This window comes from Pseudomonas sp. Pso3, assembly GCF_055393275.1.
Genome location: NZ_AP043687.1, coordinates 4246361 through 4271050 on the forward strand (window position 1 = coordinate 4246361; position 24690 = coordinate 4271050).

Annotated in this window: 21 protein-coding genes and 1 riboswitch; of the genes, 17 read left to right on the forward strand and 4 right to left on the reverse strand. The window is 66.9% G+C overall.

The genetic code is table 11. The features are described from left to right. Positions 1-193 precede the first annotated feature (193 nt). From ACZ5R1_RS19940 to ACZ5R1_RS19995, 12 genes are all read left to right on the forward strand, one after another. Positions 194-1813, forward strand: coding sequence for a response regulator (locus ACZ5R1_RS19940; protein WP_017641054.1), 1620 nt, complete (start codon positions 194-196; stop codon positions 1811-1813). A gap of 51 nt (positions 1814-1864) precedes the next feature. Then, entirely contained in the window at positions 1865-3628 is a 1764-nt protein-coding gene (dsbD, locus tag ACZ5R1_RS19945; protein WP_115946657.1) for a protein-disulfide reductase DsbD, read from the forward strand. Positions 3629-3744: 116 nt separating this feature from the next. Further along, positions 3745-4191, forward strand: coding sequence for a type II 3-dehydroquinate dehydratase (aroQ, locus tag ACZ5R1_RS19950; RefSeq protein WP_007161587.1), 447 nt, complete (start codon positions 3745-3747; stop codon positions 4189-4191). A gap of 53 nt (positions 4192-4244) precedes the next feature. Further along, entirely contained in the window at positions 4245-4712 is a 468-nt protein-coding gene (accB, locus tag ACZ5R1_RS19955) for an acetyl-CoA carboxylase biotin carboxyl carrier protein (RefSeq protein WP_007161586.1), read from the forward strand. A gap of 16 nt (positions 4713-4728) precedes the next feature. After that, complete coding sequence (accC, locus tag ACZ5R1_RS19960) at positions 4729-6075, forward strand: acetyl-CoA carboxylase biotin carboxylase subunit (RefSeq protein WP_027598936.1); 1347 nt, start codon at positions 4729-4731, stop codon at positions 6073-6075. A 94-nt stretch (positions 6076-6169) separates the two neighbouring features. Continuing rightward, on the forward strand, positions 6170-7045 hold the full coding sequence (prmA, locus tag ACZ5R1_RS19965; RefSeq protein WP_115946656.1) for a 50S ribosomal protein L11 methyltransferase: 876 nt from the start codon (positions 6170-6172) through the stop codon (positions 7043-7045). Positions 7046-7153: 108 nt separating this feature from the next. Then, a complete protein-coding gene (locus ACZ5R1_RS19970) occupies positions 7154-8593 on the forward strand; it encodes a DUF3426 domain-containing protein (protein ID WP_115946655.1) in 1440 nt (479 codons plus the stop codon). A 155-nt stretch (positions 8594-8748) separates the two neighbouring features. Then, complete coding sequence (dusB, locus tag ACZ5R1_RS19975; RefSeq protein ID WP_027598939.1) at positions 8749-9741, forward strand: tRNA dihydrouridine synthase DusB; 993 nt, start codon at positions 8749-8751, stop codon at positions 9739-9741. Then, complete coding sequence (gene fis / locus ACZ5R1_RS19980) at positions 9738-10055, forward strand: DNA-binding transcriptional regulator Fis (protein WP_026083845.1); 318 nt, start codon at positions 9738-9740, stop codon at positions 10053-10055. The genes dusB and fis overlap by 4 nt, the downstream gene beginning before the upstream one ends. A gap of 66 nt (positions 10056-10121) precedes the next feature. Then, positions 10122-11714 (forward strand): bifunctional phosphoribosylaminoimidazolecarboxamide formyltransferase/IMP cyclohydrolase, encoded by a 1593-nt coding sequence (purH, locus tag ACZ5R1_RS19985; protein WP_042136598.1) that lies wholly within the window; start codon positions 10122-10124, stop codon positions 11712-11714. A 90-nt stretch (positions 11715-11804) separates the two neighbouring features. Next, positions 11805-13088, forward strand: a complete 1284-nt coding sequence (purD, locus tag ACZ5R1_RS19990) for a phosphoribosylamine--glycine ligase (RefSeq protein WP_042136596.1) — start codon at positions 11805-11807, stop codon at positions 13086-13088. A 94-nt stretch (positions 13089-13182) separates the two neighbouring features. Beyond that, positions 13183-15957, forward strand: coding sequence for a response regulator (locus ACZ5R1_RS19995; RefSeq protein ID WP_027602883.1), 2775 nt, complete (start codon positions 13183-13185; stop codon positions 15955-15957). Here the strand turns inward: ACZ5R1_RS19995 and ACZ5R1_RS20000 are convergent. Next, entirely contained in the window at positions 15941-16336 is a 396-nt protein-coding gene (locus ACZ5R1_RS20000; RefSeq protein WP_007161577.1) for an acyl-CoA thioesterase, read from the reverse strand. The genes ACZ5R1_RS19995 and ACZ5R1_RS20000 overlap by 17 nt on opposite strands. Positions 16337-16487: 151 nt before the next feature. Further along, positions 16488-16630, forward strand: a riboswitch (S-adenosyl-L-homocysteine riboswitch). A gap of 22 nt (positions 16631-16652) precedes the next feature. Between ACZ5R1_RS20000 and ahcY the strand changes: the two genes are divergently transcribed. The 3 genes from ahcY (at position 16653) to ACZ5R1_RS20015 (ending at position 21008) form a co-directional block, all read left to right on the forward strand. Then, complete coding sequence (gene ahcY / locus ACZ5R1_RS20005; protein ID WP_007161576.1) at positions 16653-18059, forward strand: adenosylhomocysteinase; 1407 nt, start codon at positions 16653-16655, stop codon at positions 18057-18059. Continuing rightward, the gene (gene metF, locus ACZ5R1_RS20010) at positions 18059-18943 is read left to right on the forward strand and encodes a methylenetetrahydrofolate reductase [NAD(P)H] (protein WP_235389914.1); all 885 of its coding nucleotides are present in this window, start codon (positions 18059-18061) and stop codon (positions 18941-18943) included. The genes ahcY and metF overlap by 1 nt, the downstream gene beginning before the upstream one ends. A gap of 184 nt (positions 18944-19127) precedes the next feature. After that, positions 19128-21008, forward strand: coding sequence for a DEAD/DEAH box helicase (locus ACZ5R1_RS20015; protein ID WP_464712648.1), 1881 nt, complete (start codon positions 19128-19130; stop codon positions 21006-21008). An 83-nt stretch (positions 21009-21091) separates the two neighbouring features. On the opposite strand, the gene ACZ5R1_RS20020 is transcribed toward ACZ5R1_RS20015, so the two are convergent. From ACZ5R1_RS20020 to ACZ5R1_RS20030, 3 genes are all read right to left on the reverse strand, one after another. Beyond that, the gene (locus ACZ5R1_RS20020) at positions 21092-21379 is read right to left on the reverse strand and encodes a PA4642 family protein (RefSeq protein WP_007161573.1); all 288 of its coding nucleotides are present in this window, start codon (positions 21377-21379) and stop codon (positions 21092-21094) included. Positions 21380-21495: 116 nt separating this feature from the next. Further along, on the reverse strand, positions 21496-21966 hold the full coding sequence (locus tag ACZ5R1_RS20025; protein ID WP_042136589.1) for a WbuC family cupin fold metalloprotein: 471 nt from the start codon (positions 21964-21966) through the stop codon (positions 21496-21498). After that, the gene (locus ACZ5R1_RS20030; protein WP_027602880.1) at positions 21963-22517 is read right to left on the reverse strand and encodes a hypoxanthine-guanine phosphoribosyltransferase; all 555 of its coding nucleotides are present in this window, start codon (positions 22515-22517) and stop codon (positions 21963-21965) included. Before ACZ5R1_RS20030 ends, ACZ5R1_RS20025 begins: the two co-directional genes overlap by 4 nt. A 255-nt stretch (positions 22518-22772) precedes the next feature. Here ACZ5R1_RS20030 and upp point away from each other — a divergent pair, with 255 nt between their 5' ends. Together upp and ACZ5R1_RS20040 are read left to right on the forward strand one after the other, a co-directional pair. Continuing rightward, positions 22773-23411: a uracil phosphoribosyltransferase gene (gene upp, locus ACZ5R1_RS20035; RefSeq protein WP_027598946.1), complete on the forward strand. Its 639-nt coding sequence runs from the start codon at positions 22773-22775 to the stop codon at positions 23409-23411. A gap of 50 nt (positions 23412-23461) precedes the next feature. Then, positions 23462-24679: a uracil-xanthine permease family protein gene (locus ACZ5R1_RS20040; protein ID WP_231500976.1), complete on the forward strand. Its 1218-nt coding sequence runs from the start codon at positions 23462-23464 to the stop codon at positions 24677-24679. Positions 24680-24690: the final 11 nt, after the last annotated feature.

The window sequence follows — 24690 nt, forward strand, 5'->3', positions numbered from 1 at the left end:
CGGCCGACGCGGGCGCCAGGCACCCGGGCAGCCGCTTCCGAGACTAGGGTAACAGGCGACGGACGCTACTCCAGAAGCGACCGACAGTGTCCATGCGAGCGGCATAGCCGCCGCTAACCAGGGTACCGCCTCTCCCCTGCCCGCCAGCAATTGGTAGCATAGGGCCACCACCTCAAGAATGACGGAACAATTCGTGAGCGAACCAGATGATCCGAGCCGGGACCGCCTCAAGCTGCACTTCGCGCAACGGGTCATCCACCAGTCGCGCCAGGTGCTGGAGATCTGGCAACGGCTGCAACGAGACGAGTGGACGGCTGGCAGCCTGGTCGAGCTGACCGACGCCAACGCACGCCTGCTGCAATACGCCAAGCGCTTCGAGCAGCAGGGCCATGCCGAGCTCGCCGAGGCCATCGGCGCCTCCCTGGCCCAGGTCGCCGCCAATCGCGGCCGTCTCAACAGCCAGGCCATCACCGAACTCAGCCTGGCCATGCAGAGCCTGTCGCGCACCGGACTGCGCCAGGGTGACCAGCTGGAAACCACCAGCCTGCCGCCGCTGCGCAAGCCGATCTACATCGCCCTGCTCGACACCGAGCGCGCCGAGCGCCTGGCGCAGCAGATGGAATACTTCGGCGTCACCATCCAGATCATCCACGGCGCCGACGACTTCCGCGCGATGATGGACAGCCGGCACCCGGCGGTCATCGTCATGGACGTGGACTTCGGCGGCGCGGGTGCCGGCATCCAGCTGGCGCTGGAGGCCCAGACCGGTCTGGAGCGCAAGCTGCCGGTGCTGTTCTACAGCCACCAGGAAGCCGACACCCCCTTTCGCCTGGCCGCGGTGCGCGCCGGCGGCCAGGAGTTCTACACCGGCACCCTGGATTCGGCGCGGCTACTGGAAAAGATCGAGACCCTCACCCGCACCGTCTACTACGATCCGATCCGCGCCCTGGTGGTGGACGACTCCCGCGCCCAGGCCATGGCCACGGAAATGGCGCTCAACAGCGCCGGCATCGTCACCCGCACCCTGATGCAACCCGGCGCGGTGATGGCGCACCTGGCCGAATTCGTGCCCGATCTGATCATCCTCGACATGTACATGCCCGAGTGCACCGGCACCGAGCTGGCCAAGGTCATCCGCCAGCACGAGCGCTATGTCAGCGTGCCCATCATCTACCTGTCGGCCGAGGACGACCTCGACAAGCAGCTGGACGCCATGAGCGAGGGCGGCGACGACTTCCTCACCAAGCCGATCAAGCCGCGCCACCTGATCGCCACGGTGCGTACCCGCGCGGCCCGGGCGCGCAGCCTGCAGGCGCGCATCGTCCAGGACAGCCTCACCGGCCTGTACAACCACACCCACACCCTGCAGCTGCTGGAAGACGCCTGCTTCCGCGCCCGGCGCAGCCAGCGGCCGATCACCTTCGCCATGCTGGACATCGACCACTTCAAGCAGGTCAACGACCACTACGGCCATCCCATGGGCGATCGGGTGATCAAGAGCCTGGCGCTGTTCCTCAAGCAGCGCCTGCGCAAGTCCGACCACATCGGCCGTTATGGCGGTGAGGAATTCGCCATCGTGCTGCCCGACACCGACCTGGCCACCGCCACCCGCCTGATCGACGAGATCCGCCAGCGCTTCGCCGAGATCCACTATCCGGCGCCGCCCAAGGAACTCAGCTGCACCTTCAGCGCCGGCGTGGCGCAGCTGCAGCCCGGCCAGGAGATGCCCGCGCTGGCCAAACAGGCGGACGAAGCCCTCTATGCCGCCAAGCATGCGGGACGCAATTGCGTACGCCAGTACGGCCAGGACTGACCAGCCAGATGCCTCTGCTATGATCGGCCGCTGCCGATCGCCGAGAAGCCCATGCGTGTCCTGCTGTTCCTGCTCACCCTGCTGCTGACCTTGCCCGCCACTGCCGGGCTGTTCGATGCGCCGCGCCCGAGCGCCGCGCTGGGCCTGGACGGTCAGCGCCCCAGTCAGCAATTCCTGCCGGTGGATCAGGCCTTTCGCCTGGAGCAGCGCCGCGACGCCGAGGGCCGTCCCCAGCTGCGCTTCACCATCGCCGAGGGCTACTACCTCTATCGGCAACGCTTCGCCTTCGACGCCGACCCCGGCCTGCTCACCGCGCCGGTAGCCCTGCCGCCCGGCGAGCCCAAGCACGATGAATGGTTCGGCGACGTCCAGGTCTATCACGCCGGCGTCGACATCCCCCTGCCCCTGGCGCCCGACCGTGGCGGCCAGATCAAGGTGACCTACCAGGGCTGCGCCGATCGCGGCCTCTGCTATCCGCCGGAAACCCGCACCCTGGACATCGCCGGCCCTGCGCTGGCGACCACGGCGACCCCGGCGGCCGCCGCACCCGTCCCAGATCAGCTCGGCTGGCACAGGATCCTGCTGGCCTTTCTCGCCGGACTCGGGTTGACCTTCACCCCCTGCGTCCTGCCGATGCTACCCATCGTCTCGGCGGTGGTTCTGGCCGGCAAGGCGCGCCCCGGACGTGGCCTGCTGCTGGCGCTGGCCTACGTGGTGCCCATGGCCCTGAGCTTCGCCGCCCTGGGCGCGCTCATGGGCGTCTTTGGCGCCAGTCTCAATCTGCAGGCGCAATTGCAGTCGGCCTGGGTGCTGATTCCCTTCGCCGCGCTGTTCGCGCTGTTCGCCCTGGCCATGTTCGGTCTCTTCGAACTGCGCCTGCCGGCGGTCCTGCGCGAGCGCCTGGAGCAGCTGGCCAGTGGCACCCGCGGCGGTTCCCTGGGCGGCGCGGCCACCCTCGGCGTGCTCTCCAGCCTGATCGTCTCGCCCTGCGTCTCGGCGCCCCTGGCGGGCCTGCTGCTCTATATCAGCAGCACCGCCGACTGGCTCGGCGGCGGACTGGCGCTGTTCGCCCTGGGCCTGGGCATGGGTACCCCACTGATCCTCATCGCCGCCGGTGGCGGCGCCCTGCTGCCACGCAGCGGCGCCTGGCTGGTGGGCATGCGCAATGCCTTCGGCGTCCTGTTGCTGGCGGTAGCCCTGTGGCTGCTCGAACGGCTGCTGCCGGGGCCGCTGGCGCTGGCCGCCTGGGGCCTGCTGGCGGCCGGCGTCGGGCTATTTCTCGGCGCCCTGGAATTCGTGCCCAAGCCACCCCGTCAGCGGCTGCTGCAACTGGCCGGCCTGACCCTGGTGGTTTACGGCGCGACCGCCGGTATCGGCGCCCTGCGTGGGGCCAGCGATCCCCTGCGACCGCTGGGCGACGCCGCGGCGCCCGCCGTGGCCGGCCGCGCGGACGTCATGCACAGCCTCAGCGATCCGGCGGCCCTGGCCAGCCGTCTCGGCCAGGGGCGACCGGTGCTGGTGGACGTCTATGCCGACTGGTGCATCAGCTGCAAGCTGATCGAGCGCGAGGTGTTCGGCAATCCCGAGGTCCAGGCGCATTTGCGCGACTTCACGCTGATCCGCTTCGATATGACGCAAAGCACCCGGGAACAGCGGCAGTGGCTGGAACGGCAGGGGCTGTTCGGTCCGCCAGCGATCCTGTTCTATGCCGGCAGTGGCCAGGAGCAGACCCAGGCGCGCATCGTCGGCGAAATCGACGCCGCGGGTTTTCTTGCCCGACTCGGTGAAGCAAAAAGGCTTATCGCCAGCGATTAAAAGAATTTCGCCCAACGTGCGGGTATTTCCGGCAAACGTCTAGCGACTGGACAGTCACCTCCGGTTGCGGCATAGTCCGCGGCCAATCTGGTTGCGAAATCGCGAGGCAAGTGGCTATGGCGCATCTGCTGGTACTGCACGGGCCCAACCTGAATCTCCTGGGCACCCGCGAGCCGGGCGTCTACGGGGCCACCACCCTGGCCCAGATCAACGCCGATCTCGAAGCCCGTGCCACTGCGGCGGGGCATCGCCTGCAATACCTGCAAAGCAACGCCGAGCACCTGCTGATCGAACGCATCCATGCCGCGCGTGACGAAGGGGTGGATTTCATCCTCATCAATCCGGCTGCCTTCACCCATACCAGTGTCGCCCTACGTGACGCCTTGCTCGCGGTGAGCATCCCATTCATCGAAGTGCACCTGTCGAACGTGCACAAGCGCGAGGCCTTCCGCCACCACTCCTATTTTTCCGACGTGGCGGTCGGTGTCATCTGCGGGCTCGGTGCCAGTGGCTATCGCCTGGCCCTGGAAGCCGCCTGCGAACAGCTCGCCGCCCGCGGCTGAGCGCGACTCAATATCCAGAACATCACCAGAACCCGAGGGGAGAGCCAACGCCAATGGACATCCGTAAAGTCAAGAAACTGATCGAGCTGCTGGAAGAGTCCGGTATCGACGAGCTGGAAATCCGCGAAGGCGAAGAATCCGTCCGCATCAGCCGCAACACCGGCCGCGGCCAGGGCATGCAGACTGTCTACGCCGCTGCCCCCGCTCCGGTCGCCGCCCCGGCCCCGGCTGCCGCGCCGGCCGCTGCCGCTGCACCCGCCAGCGAAGCCGCCGCGCCGCAACTGACCGGTAACGTGGCGCGCTCGCCCATGGTCGGCACCTTCTACCGCGCCTCCTCGCCCACCACCCCGGCCTTCGTCGAAGTCGGCCAGCAGGTGAAGAAAGGCGACATTCTGTGCATCGTCGAAGCCATGAAGATGATGAACCACATCGAAGCCGAAGCCAGCGGCACCATCGGCCAGGTGCTGGTCGAGAACGGTCAGCCCGTCGAATTCGACCAGCCGCTGTTCACCATTGTCTAAGCCCGTGGAGCCCACGATGCTGGAAAAAGTCCTGATCGCCAACCGCGGGGAAATCGCCCTGCGCGTGGTGCGTGCCTGCAAGGAGCTGGGCATCAAGACGGTGGCGGTTCATTCCACCGCCGACCGCGAACTGATGCATCTGTCCCTCGCCGACGAATCGGTGTGCATCGGCCCGGCCCCCTCGCCCCAGTCCTACCTGAACATCCCGGCCATCATCAGTGCCGCGGAAGTAACCGGCGCCACCGCCATCCACCCCGGCTACGGCTTTCTCGCCGAGAACGCCGACTTCGCCGAGCAGGTGGAGCAGTCCGGATTCGCCTTCGTCGGCCCCACCGCCGACGTGATTCGCCTGATGGGCGACAAGGTGTCCGCCAAGAACGCCATGAAGCAGGCCGGTGTGCCCACCGTGCCGGGCTCCGACGGCGCCCTGCCGGATGACGAGGCCGAGTGCCTGCGCATCGGCCGCGAAGTCGGCTATCCGGTGATCATCAAGGCCGCCGGTGGCGGTGGTGGTCGCGGCATGCGCGTGGTCGAGGACGAGGCCGAGCTGATCAAGTCGATCAAGCTGACCCAGACCGAAGCCGGCGCCGCCTTTGGCAACTCCATGGTCTACATGGAGAAATTCCTCGGCAATCCGCGTCACGTGGAAGTCCAGGTGCTCTCCGATGGCCAGGGCAACGCCGTGCACCTCTATGACCGCGACTGCTCGCTGCAGCGTCGTCACCAGAAGGTCATCGAGGAGGCGCCTGCGCCCCAGATCGACGAGAAGGCCCGCGAAGAAGTCCTGGCACGCTGCGTCAAGGCCTGCATCGACATCGGCTACCGCGGCGCCGGCACCTTCGAGTTCCTCTACGAAGACGGTCGCTTCTACTTCATCGAGATGAACACCCGCGTGCAGGTGGAGCATCCGGTGACCGAGATGATCACTGGCGTCGACATCGTCAAGGAGATGCTCAGCATCGCCGCGGGCAACCCGCTGTCGATCAAGCAGGAAGACATCAAGATCACCGGTCACGCCATCGAGTGCCGGATCAACGCCGAAGATCCCAAGACCTTCATGCCCTCTCCGGGCCTGGTCAAGCACTATCATGCACCGGGCGGCAACGGCGTGCGGGTGGATTCGCACCTGTACAGCGGCTACAAGGTTCCGCCGAACTACGATTCGCTGATCGCCAAGCTGATCACCTGGGGCAAGACCCGCGACGAGGCCATGGCCCGGATGCGCAACGCCCTGGACGAGCTGATTGTCGACGGCATCAAGACCAATGCCGATCTGCACCGGATGCTGACCCGCGACCAGGCCTTCGGCCAGGGCGGCGTGAACATCCACTACCTGGAGAAGAAGCTCGGCCTGCGCCACTGAGTGTATGACGAGCTCTGATTCAGCGAACGGGCTGCCCTCGGGCAGCCCGTTTTCATTTACCCTCCCCGCTTTGACCCGATTCAGGTAGCCCACCATGTCCTGGCTGCAAGTCCGCCTCGCCCTCACCCCCGCCCAGGCGGAAACCTACGAAGACCTCATGCTCGAACTGGGCGCCGTCTCGGTGACCTTCATGGACGCCGAGGACCAGCCGATCTTCGAGCCGGATCTCGGCACCACCCCGCTGTGGTCCCAGACCCACCTGCTGGCGCTGTTCGAAGGCGATACCGACGCCGCCGCCCTGGAGCAGCGCGTGCAGCTCCTGGCCAACGGCCTTGTCTACGAGGTGGAGCGCCTGGAAGACCAGGAATGGGAACGCAGCTGGATGGACAACTTCCAGCCCATGCGTTTCGGCCAGCGACTGTGGATCGTGCCCAGCTGGCACGAGGCCCCGGAACCCGAGGCGGTCAATCTGCTGCTGGATCCAGGCCTGGCCTTTGGCACCGGCACCCACCCCACCACCTCGCTTTGCCTGCAGTGGCTGGACGGCGAACCGGTCCAGGGCCTGCAGGTGCTGGATTTCGGCTGCGGCTCGGGCATCCTCGCCATCGCTGCCCTGCTGCTGGGCGCCAAGCGCGCCGTGGGCACCGACATCGACGTCCAGGCCCTGGAAGCCTCGCGGGAGAATGCCAATCGCAACGGCATCGACCCGGCACGCTTTCCGCTGTACCTGCCCGCCGATCTGCCAGGCGAGCCGGCCGACGTGGTGGTGGCCAACATCCTCGCCGGTCCGCTGGTCGGCCTGGCCGAGCAGATCACCCGCCTGACCCGCATCGGCGGTCGCCTGGCCCTTTCCGGCATCCTCGCCGAGCAGGCCGAGGACGTGCGCGCCGCCTATGCCGGCTGCTTCGACCTGGAACCCACCGCCACCCTGGACGGCTGGGTACGCATTAGCGGCACCCGTCGTCGCTGACCTGCGCACCGCCACCGGTCCGCTCACCCGGCGGCCCGGTGGAGGCCCTTCTTTCGCCAGGGCCTTCGGGTACACTAGCGCGCTTCACTCCCTGGCTGTCGCCTCGCCATGACCGAATCCCTCGTCGCCCAGTGTCCGCATTGCCATACCCGCTTCCGCGTCACCCAGGAACACCTGGCTGCCGCGGACGGCGACGTGCGCTGTGGCGTCTGCCTGGAAGTGTTCAACGCCAGCAACCAGGCCGCACCCCTGACGGCGCCGCAGCCCATGCCCGTGCCACCTGCGCCCGTGGCCGAACCGGCGCCGACGCCCAGCGAAGCGGCCTGGCCCCATGACGAACTGGACCTGAGCCACCTGGAGCTGGACGCCGAGGTCGCCCGTCTGGGCGCCCTGGAAGAACAGCGCCGCGCGCCGGCAGCACCTTCCGCAGCAGCAACGCCGCCCGCCGTGGCCGCGCCGCGGGAAGAACCGGCACCGGCCCAGGGCCTAGCAGCCCATCGCCCCCAGGACGACGAAGACCCCTTCGAACTGCCGTCGCTCGGCGCCGCCTCCGCCGAGCGCGAACCCGAGCCGGAATCCCTGCGCCTGCCGGCCGAACCCGAGGTCGAGTTCGAGCCGCAGCCCGCCCCCTTGCCGCTTCCCGCCGCCGAGCCGGAACCGGAGCCCGAGCCTGAGCCCGCCGTGGAGGCCCGGCCGGAGCCGGACATCGCTCCCGTGCCGACGGCCGTACCTGTGGCACCGCTCGCGGCCACGCGCGCCCCGCTCAAGCCCGCCCCGGCCACGCCGCCCGCGCCCCTCACAACCGCACCCCCGCGTGAACGCCAGGAGCCGGCACTCGGGCGGGTCGAAGCCGACGACGACGAACGCGCCGAACCCGGCCTGGGTCGGCTCGACGACTGGCAGGAGCCCGTTGCCGAACCCCTCAGCGCCGCGCGCGACGGCGACGACGAGCCGCTGCCGGCCAAGGCCACGACCGCCCTGCGCAGCGAACCGGAATGGCAGGACGATCCTCTGCTGGACCTGCACGACGATCCGCTGCAGCTGGACAGCCAGCCACGGCGCCCGCACTGGGGTCGCCGCCTGCTGTGGATCCTGCTCTGCCTGCTGGCGCTGCTCGGCCTGGCCGGCCAGTACGTCTATTACCACTTCGACGAACTGGCGCGGCAGGACAGCTATCGTCCGCTGTTCGTCCAGGCCTGCGCCAGCCTGGGCTGCAAGGTGCCGTCCAAGGTCGATGTCCAGCAGATCCGCAGCAGCAACCTGGTGGTGCGCAGCCATCCGCAATTTTCCGGGGCCCTGCGCGTCGATGCCATCCTCTACAACCGGGCGCCCTTCTCGCAGCCTTTTCCGCTGCTGGAATTGCGCTTCGCCGACCTCAACGGCCAGTTGCTCGCCAGCCGCCGTTTCAAGCCCGGCGAGTACCTGAACGGCGAGCTCAAGGGCCAGGACGAGATGCCGCCGCAGACGCCGATCCACATCGCCCTGGACATTCTCGACCCCGGTCCGCGCGCGGTGAACTACAGCCTGAGCTTCTTCTCGCCGGAGTAGCGCCAGGGCGAATTGCTCATAAACTAGCCAACTCGCGCTTTATCCGGAGGCGGCGAGCGGGTATCATTCCCAACCCTTTTCAAGCACAGCAGCCCCTGTCCGCGGCCGGTTTCCGGCGCAGGCGGAACAGGCGCCTATTCGCCAGGGAAAAAGATATGTCGATGGTACGCATCGGCCCTTATACCTTGCCCAATCCGCTGATTCTCGCGCCCATGGCCGGGGTCACCGACCTGCCCTTCCGGCGCCTGTGCCTGGCACTCGGCGCCGGCATGGCCGTGTCGGAAATGGTGACCAGTGACGTGCGGCTCTATGACAGCCGCAAGTCGCGGCTGCGCCTGATCCACGCCAGCGAGCAGGAACCGCGCTCGGTGCAGATCGCCGGCGGCGATCCGGCGATGCTGGCCGAAGCAGCCCAGCGCAATGTCGAACTGGGTGCCCAGATCATCGACATCAATATGGGCTGCCCGGCGAAAAAGGTCTGCAACAAGGCCGCCGGCTCCGCGCTGATGAAGGACGAGGTCCTGGTGGCCGAGATCCTCGCCGCCGTGGTGGCCGCGGTGGACGTTCCGGTGACCCTGAAGATCCGCACCGGCTGGAATCCCGAGAATCGCAACGGCCTGCGCATCGCGCAGCTGGCCGAAGCCGCCGGCATCCAGGCACTGGCCGTGCACGGCCGCACCCGTGACGACAGGTTCCTGGGCGCCGCCGAGTACGACACCATCGCCGCGATCAAGCAGGCGGTCGGTATCCCGGTGTTCGCCAATGGCGACATCGACAGCCCGGAAAAGGCCCGGCGCGTGCTCGAGCACACCGGCTGCGACGGCCTGCTGATCGGCCGCGCCGCCCAGGGCCGCCCCTGGATCTTCCGCGAGATCGCCCACTACCTGGCGACCGGCGAGCACCTGGCGGCGCCGAGCGATGCCGAGGTGGAGGCCATCCTGCTGGAGCACCTCGACGCCCTGCATGCCTTCTATGGCCCGGAAATGGGCGTGCGCATCGCCCGCAAGCACGTCGGCTGGTACCTGGCCGACCGGCCAGGCGCCGCGGAATCGCGCGCCCAGTTCAACCGACTGCAAGACACCCAAGCCCAGCACGCCAGCATTCGCGCGTTCTTCGCGCAGCCCCCGATCGGGAAGCAGGTGGCATGAATTCGATGACCGAGACTTTGACTGGAACAGCGCCCGTGAGTGACAACGGCGACCTCAAGCAGCACCTGACCGCTCCCCTGCAGGAGGGCCAGACGCTGCGCGACAGCGTGGAAAAGGCGCTGCGCAACTATTTCGCCCACCTCGATGGGCAGCCGGTGACCGACGTCTACAACATGGTGCTCTGCGAAGTGGAAGCACCCCTGCTCGAAAGCGTGATGAATTACGTCAAGGGCAACCAGACCAAGGCATCGGAGATGCTCGGGCTCAATCGCGGCACCCTGCGCAAGAAGCTCAAGCAATACGACCTGCTCTGATCCGCCTCATCGCCGGCGGCCCAGGGGGCTTGACCGGCGGTCTCTCTCCTCCTGATGGACATGACCATGACCGACCAGACCTCTCGCCTCCCCGTCCGCCGTGCGCTGATCAGCGTGTCCGACAAGACGGGCGTCGTCGACTTCGCCCGTGAACTCGCGGCCATCGGCGTGGAAATCCTGTCCACCGGCGGGACCTACAAGCTGCTGCGCGACGAAGGCATCCCGGCGGTGGAAGTCGCCGACTACACCGGCTTCCCGGAAATGATGGACGGCCGCGTCAAGACCCTGCATCCGAAGATCCACGGCGGCATCCTCGGCCGCCGCGGCATCGACCACGAGGTCATGAGCGAGCACGGCATCCGCCCGATCGACTTGGTCGCGGTCAATCTCTACCCCTTCGCCGCCACCGTGGCCAAGCCCGGCTGCAGCCTGGCCGACGCCATCGAGAACATCGACATCGGCGGTCCGACCATGGTCCGCAGCGCGGCCAAGAACCACAAGGACGTCGCCATCGTGGTCAATGCCAGCGACTACGCGTCCATCCTCGACGACCTCAAGGCCGGCGGCCTGAGCTATGCCCAGCGCTTCGACCTGGCGCTCAAGGCCTTCGAGCACACCGCCGCCTACGACGGCATGATCGCCAACTACCTGGGCAGCATCGACCAGCGGGCCGAGACCCTGTCCACCGAAGGCCGCGCCGCCTTCCCGCGTACCTTCAGCGCCCAGTTCATCAAGGCGCAGGACATGAGATACGGCGAGAACCCGCACCAGCAGGCGGCCTTCTATGTCGAGCACGCCAGCGAGGCCTGCGTGGCCACCGCCACCCAGCTGCAGGGCAAGGAACTGTCCTTCAACAACGTCGCCGACACCGACGCCGCCCTGGAAACCGTCAAGAGCTACGAGGAGCCGGCCTGCGTCATCGTCAAGCACGCCAACCCCTGTGGCGTGGCCGTGGCCGGCGACATCCGCCAGGCCTATGAACTGGCCTATGCCACCGACAGCGAGTCGGCCTTCGGCGGCATCATCGCCTTCAACCGCGAACTGGACGCCGAGACCGCCCGCGCCATCGTCGAGCGCCAGTTCGTCGAGGTGATCATCGCCCCGCGCGTCAGCGCCGAGGCCCGCGACGTCGTCGCGGCCAAGGCCAACGTCCGCCTGCTGGAGTGCGGCGAGTGGCCCGCCGAGCGCAAGCCCGGCCTGGACCTCAAGCGCGTCAATGGCGGTCTGCTGGTGCAGAGCCGCGACATCGCCATGATCACCGCCGCCGACCTCAAGGTGGTGACCCAGCGCGCCCCCAGCGAGCAGGAACTGCAGGACCTGATCTTCGCCTGGAAGGTGGCCAAGTTCGTCAAGTCCAACGCCATCGTCTACGCCAAGGGCCAGCAGACCGTGGGTATCGGCGCCGGCCAGATGAGTCGCGTCAACTCGGCGCGCATCGCCGCCATCAAGGCCGAGCACGCCGGCCTGGCCGTGGCCGGCGCGGTCATGGCCTCGGACGCCTTCTTCCCCTTCCGTGACGGCATCGACAACGCCGCGGCCAACGGCATCACCGCGGTGATCCAGCCGGGCGGCTCCATGCGCGACGCCGAGGTCATCGCCGCCGCCGACGAAGCCGGCATCGCCATGGTCTTTACCGGCATGCGTCACTTCCGCCACTAAGGGCCCGTCCCGGCGAGGCCGCACGCGCCTCGCCGTCGCTCCAATTCAAAGTGCGGACGCCACCCTGCGGCCGCCCGAGAGGAACACTGCATGAACGTACTCATCATCGGCAGCGGCGGTCGCGAACACGCCCTGGCCTGGAAGGTCGCCCAGGACACCCGGGTCACCAAGGTCTATGTGGCCCCGGGCAACGCCGGCACCGCCACCGAAGCCAAGTGCGAGAACGTCGCCCTGGACGTCCTGGCCCTGGAACAACTGGCCGACTTCGCCGCCGCCAACGTCGAGCTGACCATCGTCGGCCCCGAGGCGCCGCTGGTGGCCGGGGTGGTCGACCTGTTCCGCAGCCGCGGCCTGCCCTGCTTCGGCCCCACTGCCGGTGCGGCCCAGCTGGAAGGCTCCAAGGCCTTCACCAAGGATTTCCTGGCGCGCCACCAGATCCCCACCGCCGCCTACGCCAACTTCACCGAGGTGGAGCCGGCCCTGGCCTATCTGCGCGAGCAGGGTGCGCCGATCGTGATCAAGGCCGACGGCCTGGCCGCCGGCAAGGGCGTGATCGTCGCCATGACTCTCGCCGAAGCCGAGGACGCGGTGCGTGACATGCTTTCCGGCAATGCCTTCGGCGACGCCGGTGCCCGCGTGGTGATCGAGGAATTCCTCGACGGCGAGGAAGCCAGCTTCATCGTCATGGTCGATGGCAAGAATGTCCTGCCGATGGCCACCAGCCAGGATCACAAGCGCGTCGGCGACGGCGACAGCGGTCCCAACACCGGCGGCATGGGCGCCTATTCCCCGGCGCCGGTGGTGACCCCCGAGGTCCACGAGCGGGTCATGCGCGAGATCATCGAGCCCACCGTGGCCGGCATGGCCAGCGAAGGCAATGTCTACACCGGCTTCCTCTATGCCGGCCTGATGATCGACCAGAGCGGTGCGCCCAAGGTCATCGAATTCAACTGCCGATTCGGCGATCCCGAGACCCAGCCGGTGATGCTGCGCCTGCAGTCCAGCCTGGTGCTGCTGGTGGAGGCCGCCCTGGCCGAGGCGCTCGACAAGATCGAAGCCTGCTGGGATCCGCGTCCGAGCCTGGGCATCGTCCTGGCCGCCGGCGGCTATCCGGGCGACTACGCCAAGGGTGACGCCATCGCCGGTCTCGAAGCCGCCGCGGCACTGCCGGGCAAGGTGTTCCACGCCGGCACCAGCCTGCGCGATGGTCAGGTCGTCACGGCCGGCGGTCGGGTGCTGTGCGCCACGGCCCTGGGCGAAACGGTCTCCGCCGCCCAGCAGAACGCCTATGCGCTGGCCCAGGAAATCTCTTGGAAGGGCTGCTTCTACCGCAGCGACATCGGCTACCGCGCCATCGCCCGCGAGCGACAGTGAAGCTCGCCTAAGGGATCAGCCTGTTACACTGTTACGTCAACAGACGTGACGGGCTGATCTATACTCGACGTCCGCATTTGCGAAGGGAACTCTCGTGCACCGGCTCTGGATCGCCATAGGCTTTGTGGTCAGCTGGCTGCTGTTGCTGCTGGTGGCCAATTCCGTGCAGGCCGAGAATTCGCCGGATGCGGGCTGGGCGCAATACGAGGACGCCACCGGCGAATTCTCGCTCGACGACGTCCGTGACCGGCTGTCTGCCTTCAAGCCGCTGACCACCGCCCGCGCCCACCGCCCCGCCGGCCCCGGGGCGCTCTGGCTGCACACCCGCATCCAGCCCGACACCCAGCAGCGCCTGCTGCGCATCATTTCGCCCAATGTCGGCTATCTGGACTTCTTCGCCTATCGCGACGACCAGTTGCTCAGCGAGATCCGCGATGGCCTGTCGCGGCCGTTGCTCAATCCGCAGCAACTCAGTCGCGACTTCGTCTTTCCGATTCCGCAGAGCGACCAGCCGCTCGACCTCTTCCTGAGATTCGAATCGCCCCAGCCGATGCGGATCGCCCTGACCCTGAGCAGCAGTGCCGAAGCAGAGGTCACCCATCGGCTGGTGATGTTCGGCGTGCTGCTCGGCTGCCTGGCCATGCTGGCGCTGTACAACGGCGCCCAGCTGCTCTATCACCGCAGTCGCGCCACCAGCGCCCTCACCCTGCTGCTGGTGATGCTGGTCTGCGTGGCCCTGAACATCTTCGGGCTGAGCAAGTTCTTCCTGGGCGGCTTCAAGGGCCAGACGCCGCTGCTGACCGATCTGTCGGTGCTGGCCTGCAGCGCCGCCGGGCTGAATTTCGTGGGGGCCTTCTTTGGCTGGCGGCGACTGCCGCTGTGGATCCGCCGCACGCTCAGGGGCCTGCTGGCGCTGGTCGCCCTGGCCGCCGTGGTGCGCATCGCCGCCGGCGAGTTCTATATCGGCGACTGGCTCATGGCGGTCAATGGTCTGGCGCTGTTCGCCTGCCTGAGCATCGCCCTTGAGCGCTGGCACCAGGGTGCCCGCTATGCGCGGCTGCTGGTGGTGAGCTGCGCCCTGCTGGCCCTGGCCGGGCTGATCGCCCTGCCGATCCTGGCCGGTTACGCCAATCCGCCGGTGTGGATGGGCCGCGGCCTGATCGCCAGCTGCATGTTCAGCGGCATCCTGCTCACCCTGGCCCTGGAGGAGCGCCGTCGCTATCTGCGCGAAGAGCATTTCACCCGTACCCGTGACAGAGCGGCCAACCATGCGGAGCTCAAGGGCAAGGCCGAATTCCTTTCGCGCATCAGCCACGAGATCCGCACGCCCATGAACGGCGTGCTGGGCATGACCGAGTTGCTGCAGGGCACGGCGCTGTCGGCCAAGCAGCGCGACTATGTGCAGACCATCCACAGCGCCGGTGCAGAACTGCTCAACCTGATCAACGAGATCATCGACATCACCCGTCTGGAAAGTGGCCAGATCGAACTGGAAGAGGTCACCTTCGACCTCAATGCCCTGCTCGACGACTGCCTAGACATCTTCCGGCCGCGCGCCGAGGAGCACCGGGTCGAACTGCTCAGCTTCATCCAGCCCCAGGTGCCCCGCCGTTTCATCGGCGATCCGACCCGCCTGCGCCAGATCCTGCTCAACCTGCTGGAAAACGCCTTCCAGCGCACCGAGGAAGGCGAGATCCTCCTGGTGATCTCCCTGGAAGAGGCCACCGGCCAGCCGCCACGCCTGCGCATCTCGGTGCAGGACAGCGGCACCCCGCTGGATGCGGCGCTGAGTCGCCAGCTGCTGTCCACCCACCTCGACCGCCGCGACTTCCTCGCCAGCGACACCGACAGCCTGGATTTCGGCCTGATCATCGCCCGCCAGCTGGTGCTGCTGATGCAGGGCGACTTCGGCATCCAGAACAACGCCGAGGGCGGTTCCAGCTTCTGGATCAGCCTGCCCATCCCGGCGCAGGCGCTGGTGCTGTCGCGCGGCGACAGCGACTATCCGCTGCAGGACGTGCGGGTGCTGGTGGTCGATGACAACGAGCTCTGCCGCAAGGTCCTGCAGCAGCAGTGCAGCGCCTGGGGCATGCAGGCGGTGACCGCCGCGTCCGGACGCGAAGCCCTGGCCCTGCTGCGCACCCAGTCGCACCTGCGGGAATACTTCGACGTGGTGCTGCTCGACCAGCAGATGCCGGGCATGACCGGCATGCAGCTGGCCGCGCGCATCAACGAAGACGAGAATCTCAACCACGACCTGCTGCTGATCATGCTCACCGGCCTGAGCAATGCGCCGAGCAAGGTCATCGCCCGCAACGCCGGCATCAAGCGGGTGCTGGCCAAGCCGGTGGCCGGCTATACCCTCAGGGCGACCCTGGCGGACGAGCTGTCGCGCCGCGGCCAGCGGGTCAGCGAACCCGAGCCCGAAGAACAGCCCAGCGGCATCCCCAGCGATTTCCGCGTGCTGGTGGCCGAGGACAACAGCATCTCGGTCAAGGTGATCCGCGGCATGCTGAAAAAGCTCGGCGTCGAACCCGACACCGTGAGCAACGGCCTGGAAGCCTTCGAAAAGCTCCAGCAGAACACCTACGACCTGATCCTGATGGATTGCGAGATGCCGCTGCTGGACGGCTTCGGCGCCACCCGCCGGCTACGCGCCTGGGAACAGCAGAATCATAGGTCGCGCACTCCGGTGGTGGCCTTGACCGCCCATATCCTCGCCGAGCACAAGGATCGCGCCCAGGAGGCCGGCATGGACGGCCACATGGGCAAGCCGATCGAACTCTCGCAGCTGCGCGAACTGCTGCTCTACTGGGCCGAGCGACGGCGGCTGGACGTGACCCGCGCGGGCCTCAAGGCGACTCCTTGAACCTGTCCTTGACGTAGGTGATCTCGGTCTTGCCGTGCGGCACCGGATTGCCTTCCTCGTCGAGATTGACGAAGACGATCTTGTCGATGGTGAGGATGCTCTTGCGGGTGATCTTGTTGCGCACCTCGCATCTGAGGGTGATGGAGGTACGCCCGAACTCGGTGGCGGTGATGCCCAGTTCGATGATGTCGCCCTGGCGCGAGGCGCTGATGAAGTTGATCTCGGAGATGTACTTGGTCACCACCTTGGGATTTTCCAGCTGCACGATGGCGTAGATCGCCGCCTCCTCGTCGATCCACTTGAGCAGACTGCCGCCGAACAGGGTGCCATTGGCGTTGAGGTCTTCGGGTTTCACCCACTTGCGGGTATGGAAGTTCATCAGGGCTCCTTGAATTCCCGGGGTCTTGAGGCATCAGATCAGGGCGCGCGCGGTAGATTCCGGTCGACATGAGGCAGAGCGCCACCCTTTGGGTTTATCGCGATCCTCGTTATACTGCCCGCGCATCGCGGCCACCAGGCCGCCCCGCCTTCCGTTCGAGGGGCGCTGCAGCACGCTGCGTTATCCCATCCTAGCCGACCCGCCGCTGGCGCGGGACCCTCGGCGGGCATGACGCCAGACGTTGTCAGGCTCGAGCGGAGCGTTATCAGAACGCATCAACGGCGCCCATTCGCACCTAACGAATGGAGACTCTTCAATGAGCGCTGTCCTCACGCCTGCCGCTTTCAACGATTTCAAGGTCGCCGACATCTCCCTGGCCGACTGGGGTCGTCGCGAAGTCATCATCGCCGAATCGGAAATGCCCGCCCTCATGGGTCTGAGACGCAAGTACGCCGGCGAGCAACCCCTGGCTGGCGCCAAGATCCTCGGCTGCATCCACATGACCATCCAGACCGCCGTGCTCATCGAGACCCTGGTGGCCCTGGGCGCCGAAGTGCGCTGGTCGAGCTGCAACATCTTCTCCACCCAGGACCAGGCCGCGGCCGCCATCGCCGCCGCCGGCATCCCGGTGTTCGCCTGGAAGGGCGAGACCGAAGCCGAATACGAGTGGTGCATCGAGCAGACCATCCTCAAGGATGGCCAGCCCTGGGACGCCAACATGGTGCTGGACGACGGCGGTGACCTGACCCAGATCCTGCACGACAAGTATCCGCAGGTGCTGGAGCGCGTGCACGGCATCACCGAAGAGACCACCACCGGCGTGCACCGCCTGCTGGACATGCTCAAGGACGGCACCCTCAAGGTCCCGGCGATCAACGTCAACGATTCGGTCACCAAGAGCAAGAACGACAACAAGTACGGCTGCCGCCACAGCCTCAACGACGCCATCAAGCGCGCCACCGACCACCTGCTGTCCGGCAAGCAGGCGCTGGTGATCGGCTACGGCGACGTGGGCAAGGGCTCGGCCGCCTCGCTGCGTCAGGAAGGCATGATCGTCAAGGTCTCGGAAGTCGATCCGATCTGCGCCATGCAGGCCTGCATGGACGGCTACGAGCTGGTCTCGCCCTATGTCGACGGCCTGAACGACGGCACCGAAGCCTCCGTGGATCGCGCCCTGCTGGGCAAGATCGACCTGATCGTCACCACCACCGGCAACGTAAACGTCTGTGACGCCAACATGCTCAAGGCCCTGAAGAAGCGCGCCTTGGTGTGCAACATCGGTCACTTCGACAACGAGATCGACACCGCCTTCATGCGCCAGCACTGGGGCTGGGAAGAGGTGAAGCCGCAGGTGCACAAGATCCACCGCACCGGCCTGACCGTCGATCCGGCCAACGACGACTACCTGATCCTGCTGGCCGAGGGCCGCCTGGTGAACCTGGGCAACGCCACCGGTCACCCCAGCCGCATCATGGACGGCTCCTTCGCCAACCAGGTGCTGGCGCAGATCCACCTGTACCAGGAGAAGTTCGCCGACCTGCCGGTCGCCGAGAAGACCGCCAACGTCACCGTCATGGTCCTGCCCAAGAAGCTCGACGAAGAAGTGGCGCTGGAAATGGTGAAGGGCTTCGGTGGCGTGGTGACCCGCCTGACCGAGGCTCAGGCCAAGTACATCGGCGTGACCCAGGAAGGCCCCTTCAAGCCCGACAGCTACCGCTACTGATGGCCAGCCCCGCCCGTAAGGGCGGGGCCGCTCACGAGAGAGACGCCGTGAAACCCAGTCTGAGTTTCGAATTCTTTCCCTGCAAGACCGAAGCGGGCCACGAGAAGCTGATCGCCACCGCGCGACAGCTGGCGAGTCATGGGCCGGAGTTCTTTTCCTGCACCTACGGCGCCGGCGGCTCCACCCGCGACGGCACCTATCGTACCGTGCGCCAGCTCAACGACGAGGTCGGGGTACCGACCGCGCCGCACCTGTCCTGCGTCGGCGACAGCAAGGCCAAGTTGCGCGAGCTGCTGCAGCAGTACCGGGAAGCCGGCATCAACCGCATCGTCGCCCTGCGCGGCGACCTGCCGTCCGGCATGGGCCTGTCCGGTGGTGGCGAATTGCGTTATGCCAGCGATCTGGTCGCCTTCATCCGCGAGGAAACCGGCGATCACTTCCATATCGAGGTCGCCGCCTATCCGGAAACCCATCCGCAGGCGCGCAGCTTTACGGACGACGTGCGCAATTTCGTGTACAAGATGCAGGCCGGTGCTGACCGCGCGGTCACCCAGTACTTCTTCAACGCCGACTGCTACTTCCATTTTGTGGAACGTGTCCGCAAACTGGGAGTCGAAGCCCCAGTGATCCCTGGCATCATGCCGATCACCAACTACAGCAAGTTGGCGCGCTTCTCCGATGCCTGTGGCGCTGAACTGCCACGCTGGCTGCGGAAGCAACTGGAAGCCTACGGTGACGACACCCAGAGCATCCAGGCCTTTGGCGAAGAAGTCATGACCGCCCTCTGCGAGCGACTGCTCGAAGGCGGGGCACCCGGTGTGCACTTCTATACCCTGAACCAAGCGGAGCCGTGTATCGCCATCTGGCGAAACCTCGGTTTTTGAAGTCGGCCACGCGAACTGGCGGCGACTTCACCCAATCGTGATTACCGCTACCGGTCATCGCCCGACTCTTCATCCAGCGCAGGATGACGAGGGCGGGCGAGACGTCCGAAACCTTTTGGACGTCAACCGGAAGCGCAACCGCGCCCCCACGTCGGCGGGACGCCGACAGAGACAGGAACCCCGCATGTCCTTCATTTCCCTCGGTCTCTCCGAGGCCCTTGCCCGCGCCGTGGAAGACGCTGGCTACACGAATCCCACTCCTGTTCAGCAACGCGCCATTCCGGCCGTCCTGCAGGGTCGCGATCTGATGGTGGCTGCCCAGACCGGCACCGGCAAGACCGGTGGCTTCGCGCTGCCGGTGCTCGAGCGCCTGTTTCCCAATGGTCATCCCGATGGCCGCCAGCACGTGGCCAAGCAGCCGCGCGTACTGGTCCTGACGCCGACCCGCGAACTGGCGGCCCAGGTCCACGACAGCTTCAAGGTCTATGCCCGTGACCTGCCCATGCGCAGCGCCTGCGTCTTCGGTGGCGTCGGCCTCAAGCCGCAGGTCACCGCCCTGGCCAAGGGCGTCGACGTGCTCGTCGCCTGCCCGGGGCGTCTGCTGGATCTCGCCGGTCAGCAGAGCGTCGACCTGTCCGCCGTCGAGATCCTGGTGCTGGACGAAGCCGACCGCATGCTCGACATGGGCTTCATCCACGACGTCAAGAAGGTCCTGGCCCGTCTGCCGGCCCGCCGCCAGAACCTGCTGTTCTCGGCCACCTTCTCCAAGGACATCACCGACCTCGCCGGCAAGTTGCTGCAGGATCCCGAGCGGATCGAGGTCACCCCGCCGAACACCACCGTCGAGCGCATCGAGCAGCGGCTGTTCCGCATCCCCGCCAACCAGAAGCGCGCTCTGCTCGCCCACCTGATCACCCTGGGTGCCTGGGAACAGGTGCTGGTGTTCACCCGCACCAAGCACGGCGCCAACCGCCTGGCCGAGTACCTGAACAAGCATGGCCTGCCGGCCGCGCCGATCCATGGCAACAAGAGCCAGAACGCCCGCACCAAGGCCCTGGCCGACTTCAAGAGCAACGAGGTCCGCGTCCTCGTCGCCACCGACATCGCCGCCCGCGGCCTGGACATCGACCAGTTGCCCCACGTGGTCAACTTCGAGCTGCCCAATGTCGAGGAAGACTATGTCCACCGCATCGGCCGTACCGGTCGGGCCGGGCGTAGCGGCGAAGCCATCTCCCTGGTTTCGCCCGACGAAGAGAAGCTGCTCAAGGCCATCGAGCGTCTGACCAAGCAGAGCATCCCCGACGGCGACATGCAGGGCTTCGATCCGCAGTCCGTGCCGCCGGAGCAGCCGGAAGTGCGCGCCCCGCGCGAGCCGCGTGGCAAGCCGCAGCAGAATCGCCAGAAGAAGGCTGACAAGCCGGCGCGCAGCGAAGGCAAAGGCCAGAATCAGGGCCAGGGCAAGGCCGCCAGTGGCGAGCAGTCCGGTGCCCAGCCCCAGGGCGAGCGCAAGGGCCGTACCCGCAATCGTCGCGACCGCCGTGATCGCGACGACGCCGGTCAGGCCAATGCGCAACCCGGCCAGGCCGCGGCCCAGCAGCCGCGCAATCGCGATCCGGAAGAGTTCCTGGACGACGATTACGACAACTTCGGTAACAGCGTCGACTACGTCAGCCCCTACCAGGGCAAGGGTCGCAACGGCCAGCGCCGTGGCAACGGCGGCAACGGTGCCCGTCCGGCAGCCGCGAGCAGCAATGGTCAGCAGCCCCGTCAGGGTCAAGGCCAGGGCCAGGGCGCTGCCCGCGCCCAGCGTGGCCAGCAACAGCAGCAGCCCGGCAAGCGCCGTGGCCAGAATGGCCAGCCCCGCGTCGCCCGCCCCTACGAGGCCGCACCCAGCGAGCCGCGTGCCTATGCCCAGGAAGAGCGGGCATCGAGCAAGCCGCAACCGAAGATCGTGCACAAGCCGTCGCGTGCCGACCGCCTGCCTACCCTGGAGCAGCTGGAAGACCTGCCGAGCCGGCCGCGCAGCGAGAAGCCCGCGCTGCTGACCCGCAACCGCGAAGCCTGATGAAGTGCGGGCCGCCCAGGCGGCCCAAACTCCAGGCAAAAAGAAACCCCGCCTTGGCGGGGTTTCTTTTTGCCTGCGGCAGATCAGGCGTGCGCGGCGCGCAGGGCGTCGATATAGGGCTCGGCCTGGCGATGGCTGCGGATCAGCTCGATGAAGTCTTCACCCTGATCGTTACGGGCATCCAGATCGTAGCCGGCCTCGACGAAGAAGCCGACGAAGCGCTCGAAATCGTCCGGACGCAGACCGCGATAGGCCTTGACCAGCTTGTGCAGAGACGCGGGGGTATCGTCCGCCGGCTCGACCGCGAGAAACAGCTTGATCTGCTCGTCGCTGATCTCTTCACCGATGACCTGCTTTTTATCCTTGCGCATCCTTTGGCTACCTGTGCTGGGGGATTCTTTGGAGAAAAGAGGGCCGATTCTAACCCCGCCCCTCGCCTGCCCGCCAGTGACAAAGCCAGGGCAATACCGCGACCCCGATCAAAAGTTCAATCGAATTGAGCGCGCATCCAGCGGCGATAGCGCTCGGCATCGGCGGCGCCTTCCAGCGGTGCCCAGCCTGGTCGCTCACCCTCGCCCAGAGGCACGAAGGGCCCGGCCTTGCATTCGAAGAACAGGCAGTCGCCCTCCAGGGCAACCAGCGCATGGTAGTGCCCGGGGGCGAGATCGACGCCCGGGCAACCGGCGCGCTGGGACAACTCGCGGCGCAGCAGCACCTGCCCTTCTTCGCTGAAGGTCAACAGCCCGAGTCGGCCCTGCAGCACCAGCAGACTCTCGGACTTGTGCGGATCCAGGTGGCGATGGGGCGGGATGTAGCTGTCCTCGCACATGCCCACCACCAGGCGGTGGCAGGGCTCGTCCATGGCGTGCAGGTTGTGATGGGCACGGCGGCGCGGACTGGCCGCCGCCTGCCGGAGCAGGTCGGCGAACAGCGCCTGATCGAACAGCCGGGCGGTCACAGTCCCTTCACGGCGTAGATGCCGGGGGCATTGCGCCAGTAGCCCTTGTAGTCCATGCCGTAGCCGAAGATGTAGCGATCGATGCAGGGCAGGCCGACATAGGTGGCTTGCAGGCCCTTGACCTTGCGGTCGTGGGTCTTGTCGATCAGCACCGCGGTATGGACCTCGCGGGCGCCGGCATGGCGGCAGAAGTCGATGATGGCCTTGAGGGTGTGGCCCTCGTCGAAGATGTCGTCGACGATCAGGACGTCGCGATCGATGAAGGACACCTCGGGCTTGGCCTTCCAGAACAGCTCGCCGCCAGTGGTCTCGTTGCGATAGCGTGTGGCGTGCAGATAGGACATTTCCAGCGGGAAATTCAGCCGGGTGGCCAGCTTGCCGGTCAGGATCAGGCCGCCATTCATGACGCAGAAGACCACTGGATTGCGCTCGGCGAGATCGGCGGTGATGGCCGCGGCGATCCGGTCGATGGCCGCTTCGACCTGGGCTTCGTCATACAGGCAATCGGCTTCCTGCATGACCTGGCGGATGTGGGCGAGATCGGCGGACATGGGGCTTCTCCGGGGGACGGGGCGCCTGCGGGGTGGTTGGCGCGGATAAAAGGCGGCAAAGGTACAGACACCGCGGACCGATCTCAAGCGCCGCCAGGCGGCTACTATTGTCGCAGGGTACTGCCCACCTCGAGCCGGATGCTTTAATGTACCGCGGTTTTTTTGTGCGCCTGCCCTTCCTGCGGCAGGCCTTCGGGCCGCCGGTCGTACCGAAACCGCCCTCGATCCGCTGCCCTACCGTCTCTGGAGAATCCCATGCCCGTCCACGAAATCCGCCACCCGCTCATCCGTCACAAGCTCGGTCTGATGCGGCGCGCCGACATCAGCACCAAAAACTTCCGTGAACTGGCCCAGGAAGTCGGTGCCCTGCTGACCTACGAGGCGACCAAGGACCTACCGGTGGAAGAGGTGGACATCGAGGGCTGGTGCGGCACCGTCAAGGTGGAAAAGATCTCCGGCAAGAAGGTCACCGTGGTGCCCATCCTGCGCGCCGGCATCGGCATGCTCGACGGCGTGCTCAGCCTGATCCCCAGCGCCCGGGTCAGCGTGGTCGGCCTCGCCCGCAACGAATCCACCCTGCAGGCCCACACCTACTTGGAAAAGCTGGTGGGTGAACTGGACCAGCGCCTGGCCATGATCATCGATCCCATGCTGGCCACCGGCGGCTCCCTGATCGCCACCATCGATCTGCTGAAGAAGGCCGGGGCCAAGGAGATCCGCGCCCTAGTGCTGGTCGCGGCGCCCGAGGGCATCGCCGCGGTCGAGCAAGCCCATCCGGACGTGCGCCTCTACACCGCCTCCATCGACGAGCGCCTCAACGAGCATGGCTACATCCTGCCGGGCCTGGGCGATGCCGGTGACAAGATCTTCGGCACCAAGCAGAAGGACGCCTGAGCGTGACCGCGCGGGAACCGCTCTGGCGGGAGATCTTGGTCGGCGCCCAGATGCTCTTCGTGGCCTTTGGCGCCCTGGTGCTGATGCCACTGATCACCGGCATGGACCCCAATGTGGCCCTCTTCACCGCAGGCTTCGGCACCCTGCTGTTCCATCTGGTCACCGGCCGTCAGGTCCCGGTGTTCCTGGCATCGAGCTTTGCCTTCATCGCCCCGATCATCGCCGCCAAGGCCGAATTCGGCCTGCCGGCGGTGCTGGGCGGCGTGGTGGCGGCCGGCTTCGTCTACACCTTCCTGGGGCTGGCGGTGAAGCTGCGTGGCGTGGGCTTCATCGACCGCCTGCTGCCGCCGGTGGTGATCGCCCCGGTGATCATTTCCATCGGCCTGGGCCTATCGCCGGTGGCGGCCAACATGGCCATGGGCAAGGCCGGTGACGGCAGCGCCCAGCTGGTGCCCTATGCCACGGCGATGATGATCTCCATGCCGGCGCTGGTCACCACCCTGCTGGTGGCCATCTACGGCAAGGGCATGTTCCGCCTTGTGCCGATCCTCGCCGGGGTCTTCGTCGGCTACGCGCTGGCCTTCGTCTTCGGCATCGTCCATACCGAGGGCATCGGCGCTGCGCCCTGGCTGGCGATCCCGGCCTTCGTCGCACCGGAATTCCACTGGGGCGCCATCCTGTTCATGGTCCCGGTGGCCCTGGCGCCGGCCATCGAGCATGTCGGCGGGGTGATAGCGGTGGGCGGGGTGACCGGCAAGAACTACCTCAAGCAACCCGGTCTGCACCGCACCCTGCTGGGTGACGGCCTGGCCACCTCCTCCGCCGGCCTGTTCGGCGGACCGCCCAACACCACCTACGCCGAGGTGACCGGCGCGGTGATGCTGACCAAGAACCACAATCCGCGGGTCATGCTGTGGGCGGCGGGCTTCGCCATGGTGCTGGCTTTCGTCGGCAAGTTCGGCGCGGCGCTGCAGACCATCCCGGTGCCGGTCATGGGCGGCATTCTCTGCCTGCTGTTCGGCTCCATCGCGGTGGTGGGGCTGAACATCCTGATCCGCCATCAGGTGGATCTGTCCGAGGCGCGCAACCTGGTGATCGTCTCGGTGACCCTGGTGTTCGGCATCGGCGGCATCGTCTTCGGCAACGGCGAGATCGGCCTCAAGGGCATCTCCCTCTGCGGCCTGATCGCCATCGGCCTCAACCTGGTCCTGCCCGGGCACAACGCCTGGAAGAAGGACGCCGAGCCGCCTGAGCGTCCGCTGCTCTGACGGCACCCCTC

What these genes read in the sequence shown, in the direction of transcription:
- dsbD (WP_115946657.1), top strand. Translation starts at nt 1,865, where the DNA reads ATGCGTGTCCTGCTGTTCCTGCTCACCCTGCTGCTGACCTTGCCCGCC.
- aroQ (WP_007161587.1), top strand. Translation starts at nt 3,745, where the DNA reads ATGGCGCATCTGCTGGTACTGCACGGGCCCAACCTGAATCTCCTGGGC.
- accB (WP_007161586.1), top strand. Translation starts at nt 4,245, where the DNA reads ATGGACATCCGTAAAGTCAAGAAACTGATCGAGCTGCTGGAAGAGTCC.
- accC (WP_027598936.1), top strand. Translation starts at nt 4,729, where the DNA reads ATGCTGGAAAAAGTCCTGATCGCCAACCGCGGGGAAATCGCCCTGCGC.
- prmA (WP_115946656.1), top strand. Translation starts at nt 6,170, where the DNA reads ATGTCCTGGCTGCAAGTCCGCCTCGCCCTCACCCCCGCCCAGGCGGAA.
- ACZ5R1_RS19970 (WP_115946655.1), top strand. Translation starts at nt 7,154, where the DNA reads ATGACCGAATCCCTCGTCGCCCAGTGTCCGCATTGCCATACCCGCTTC.
- dusB (WP_027598939.1), top strand. Translation starts at nt 8,749, where the DNA reads ATGTCGATGGTACGCATCGGCCCTTATACCTTGCCCAATCCGCTGATT.
- fis (WP_026083845.1), top strand. Translation starts at nt 9,738, where the DNA reads ATGAATTCGATGACCGAGACTTTGACTGGAACAGCGCCCGTGAGTGAC.
- purH (WP_042136598.1), top strand. Translation starts at nt 10,122, where the DNA reads ATGACCGACCAGACCTCTCGCCTCCCCGTCCGCCGTGCGCTGATCAGC.
- purD (WP_042136596.1), top strand. Translation starts at nt 11,805, where the DNA reads ATGAACGTACTCATCATCGGCAGCGGCGGTCGCGAACACGCCCTGGCC.
- ACZ5R1_RS20000 (WP_007161577.1), bottom strand. Translation starts at nt 16,336, where the DNA reads ATGAACTTCCATACCCGCAAGTGGGTGAAACCCGAAGACCTCAACGCC.
- ahcY (WP_007161576.1), top strand. Translation starts at nt 16,653, where the DNA reads ATGAGCGCTGTCCTCACGCCTGCCGCTTTCAACGATTTCAAGGTCGCC.
- metF (WP_235389914.1), top strand. Translation starts at nt 18,059, where the DNA reads ATGGCCAGCCCCGCCCGTAAGGGCGGGGCCGCTCACGAGAGAGACGCC.
- ACZ5R1_RS20015 (WP_464712648.1), top strand. Translation starts at nt 19,128, where the DNA reads ATGTCCTTCATTTCCCTCGGTCTCTCCGAGGCCCTTGCCCGCGCCGTG.
- ACZ5R1_RS20020 (WP_007161573.1), bottom strand. Translation starts at nt 21,379, where the DNA reads ATGCGCAAGGATAAAAAGCAGGTCATCGGTGAAGAGATCAGCGACGAG.
- ACZ5R1_RS20030 (WP_027602880.1), bottom strand. Translation starts at nt 22,517, where the DNA reads ATGTCCGCCGATCTCGCCCACATCCGCCAGGTCATGCAGGAAGCCGAT.
- upp (WP_027598946.1), top strand. Translation starts at nt 22,773, where the DNA reads ATGCCCGTCCACGAAATCCGCCACCCGCTCATCCGTCACAAGCTCGGT.
- ACZ5R1_RS20040 (WP_231500976.1), top strand. Translation starts at nt 23,462, where the DNA reads ATGCTCTTCGTGGCCTTTGGCGCCCTGGTGCTGATGCCACTGATCACC.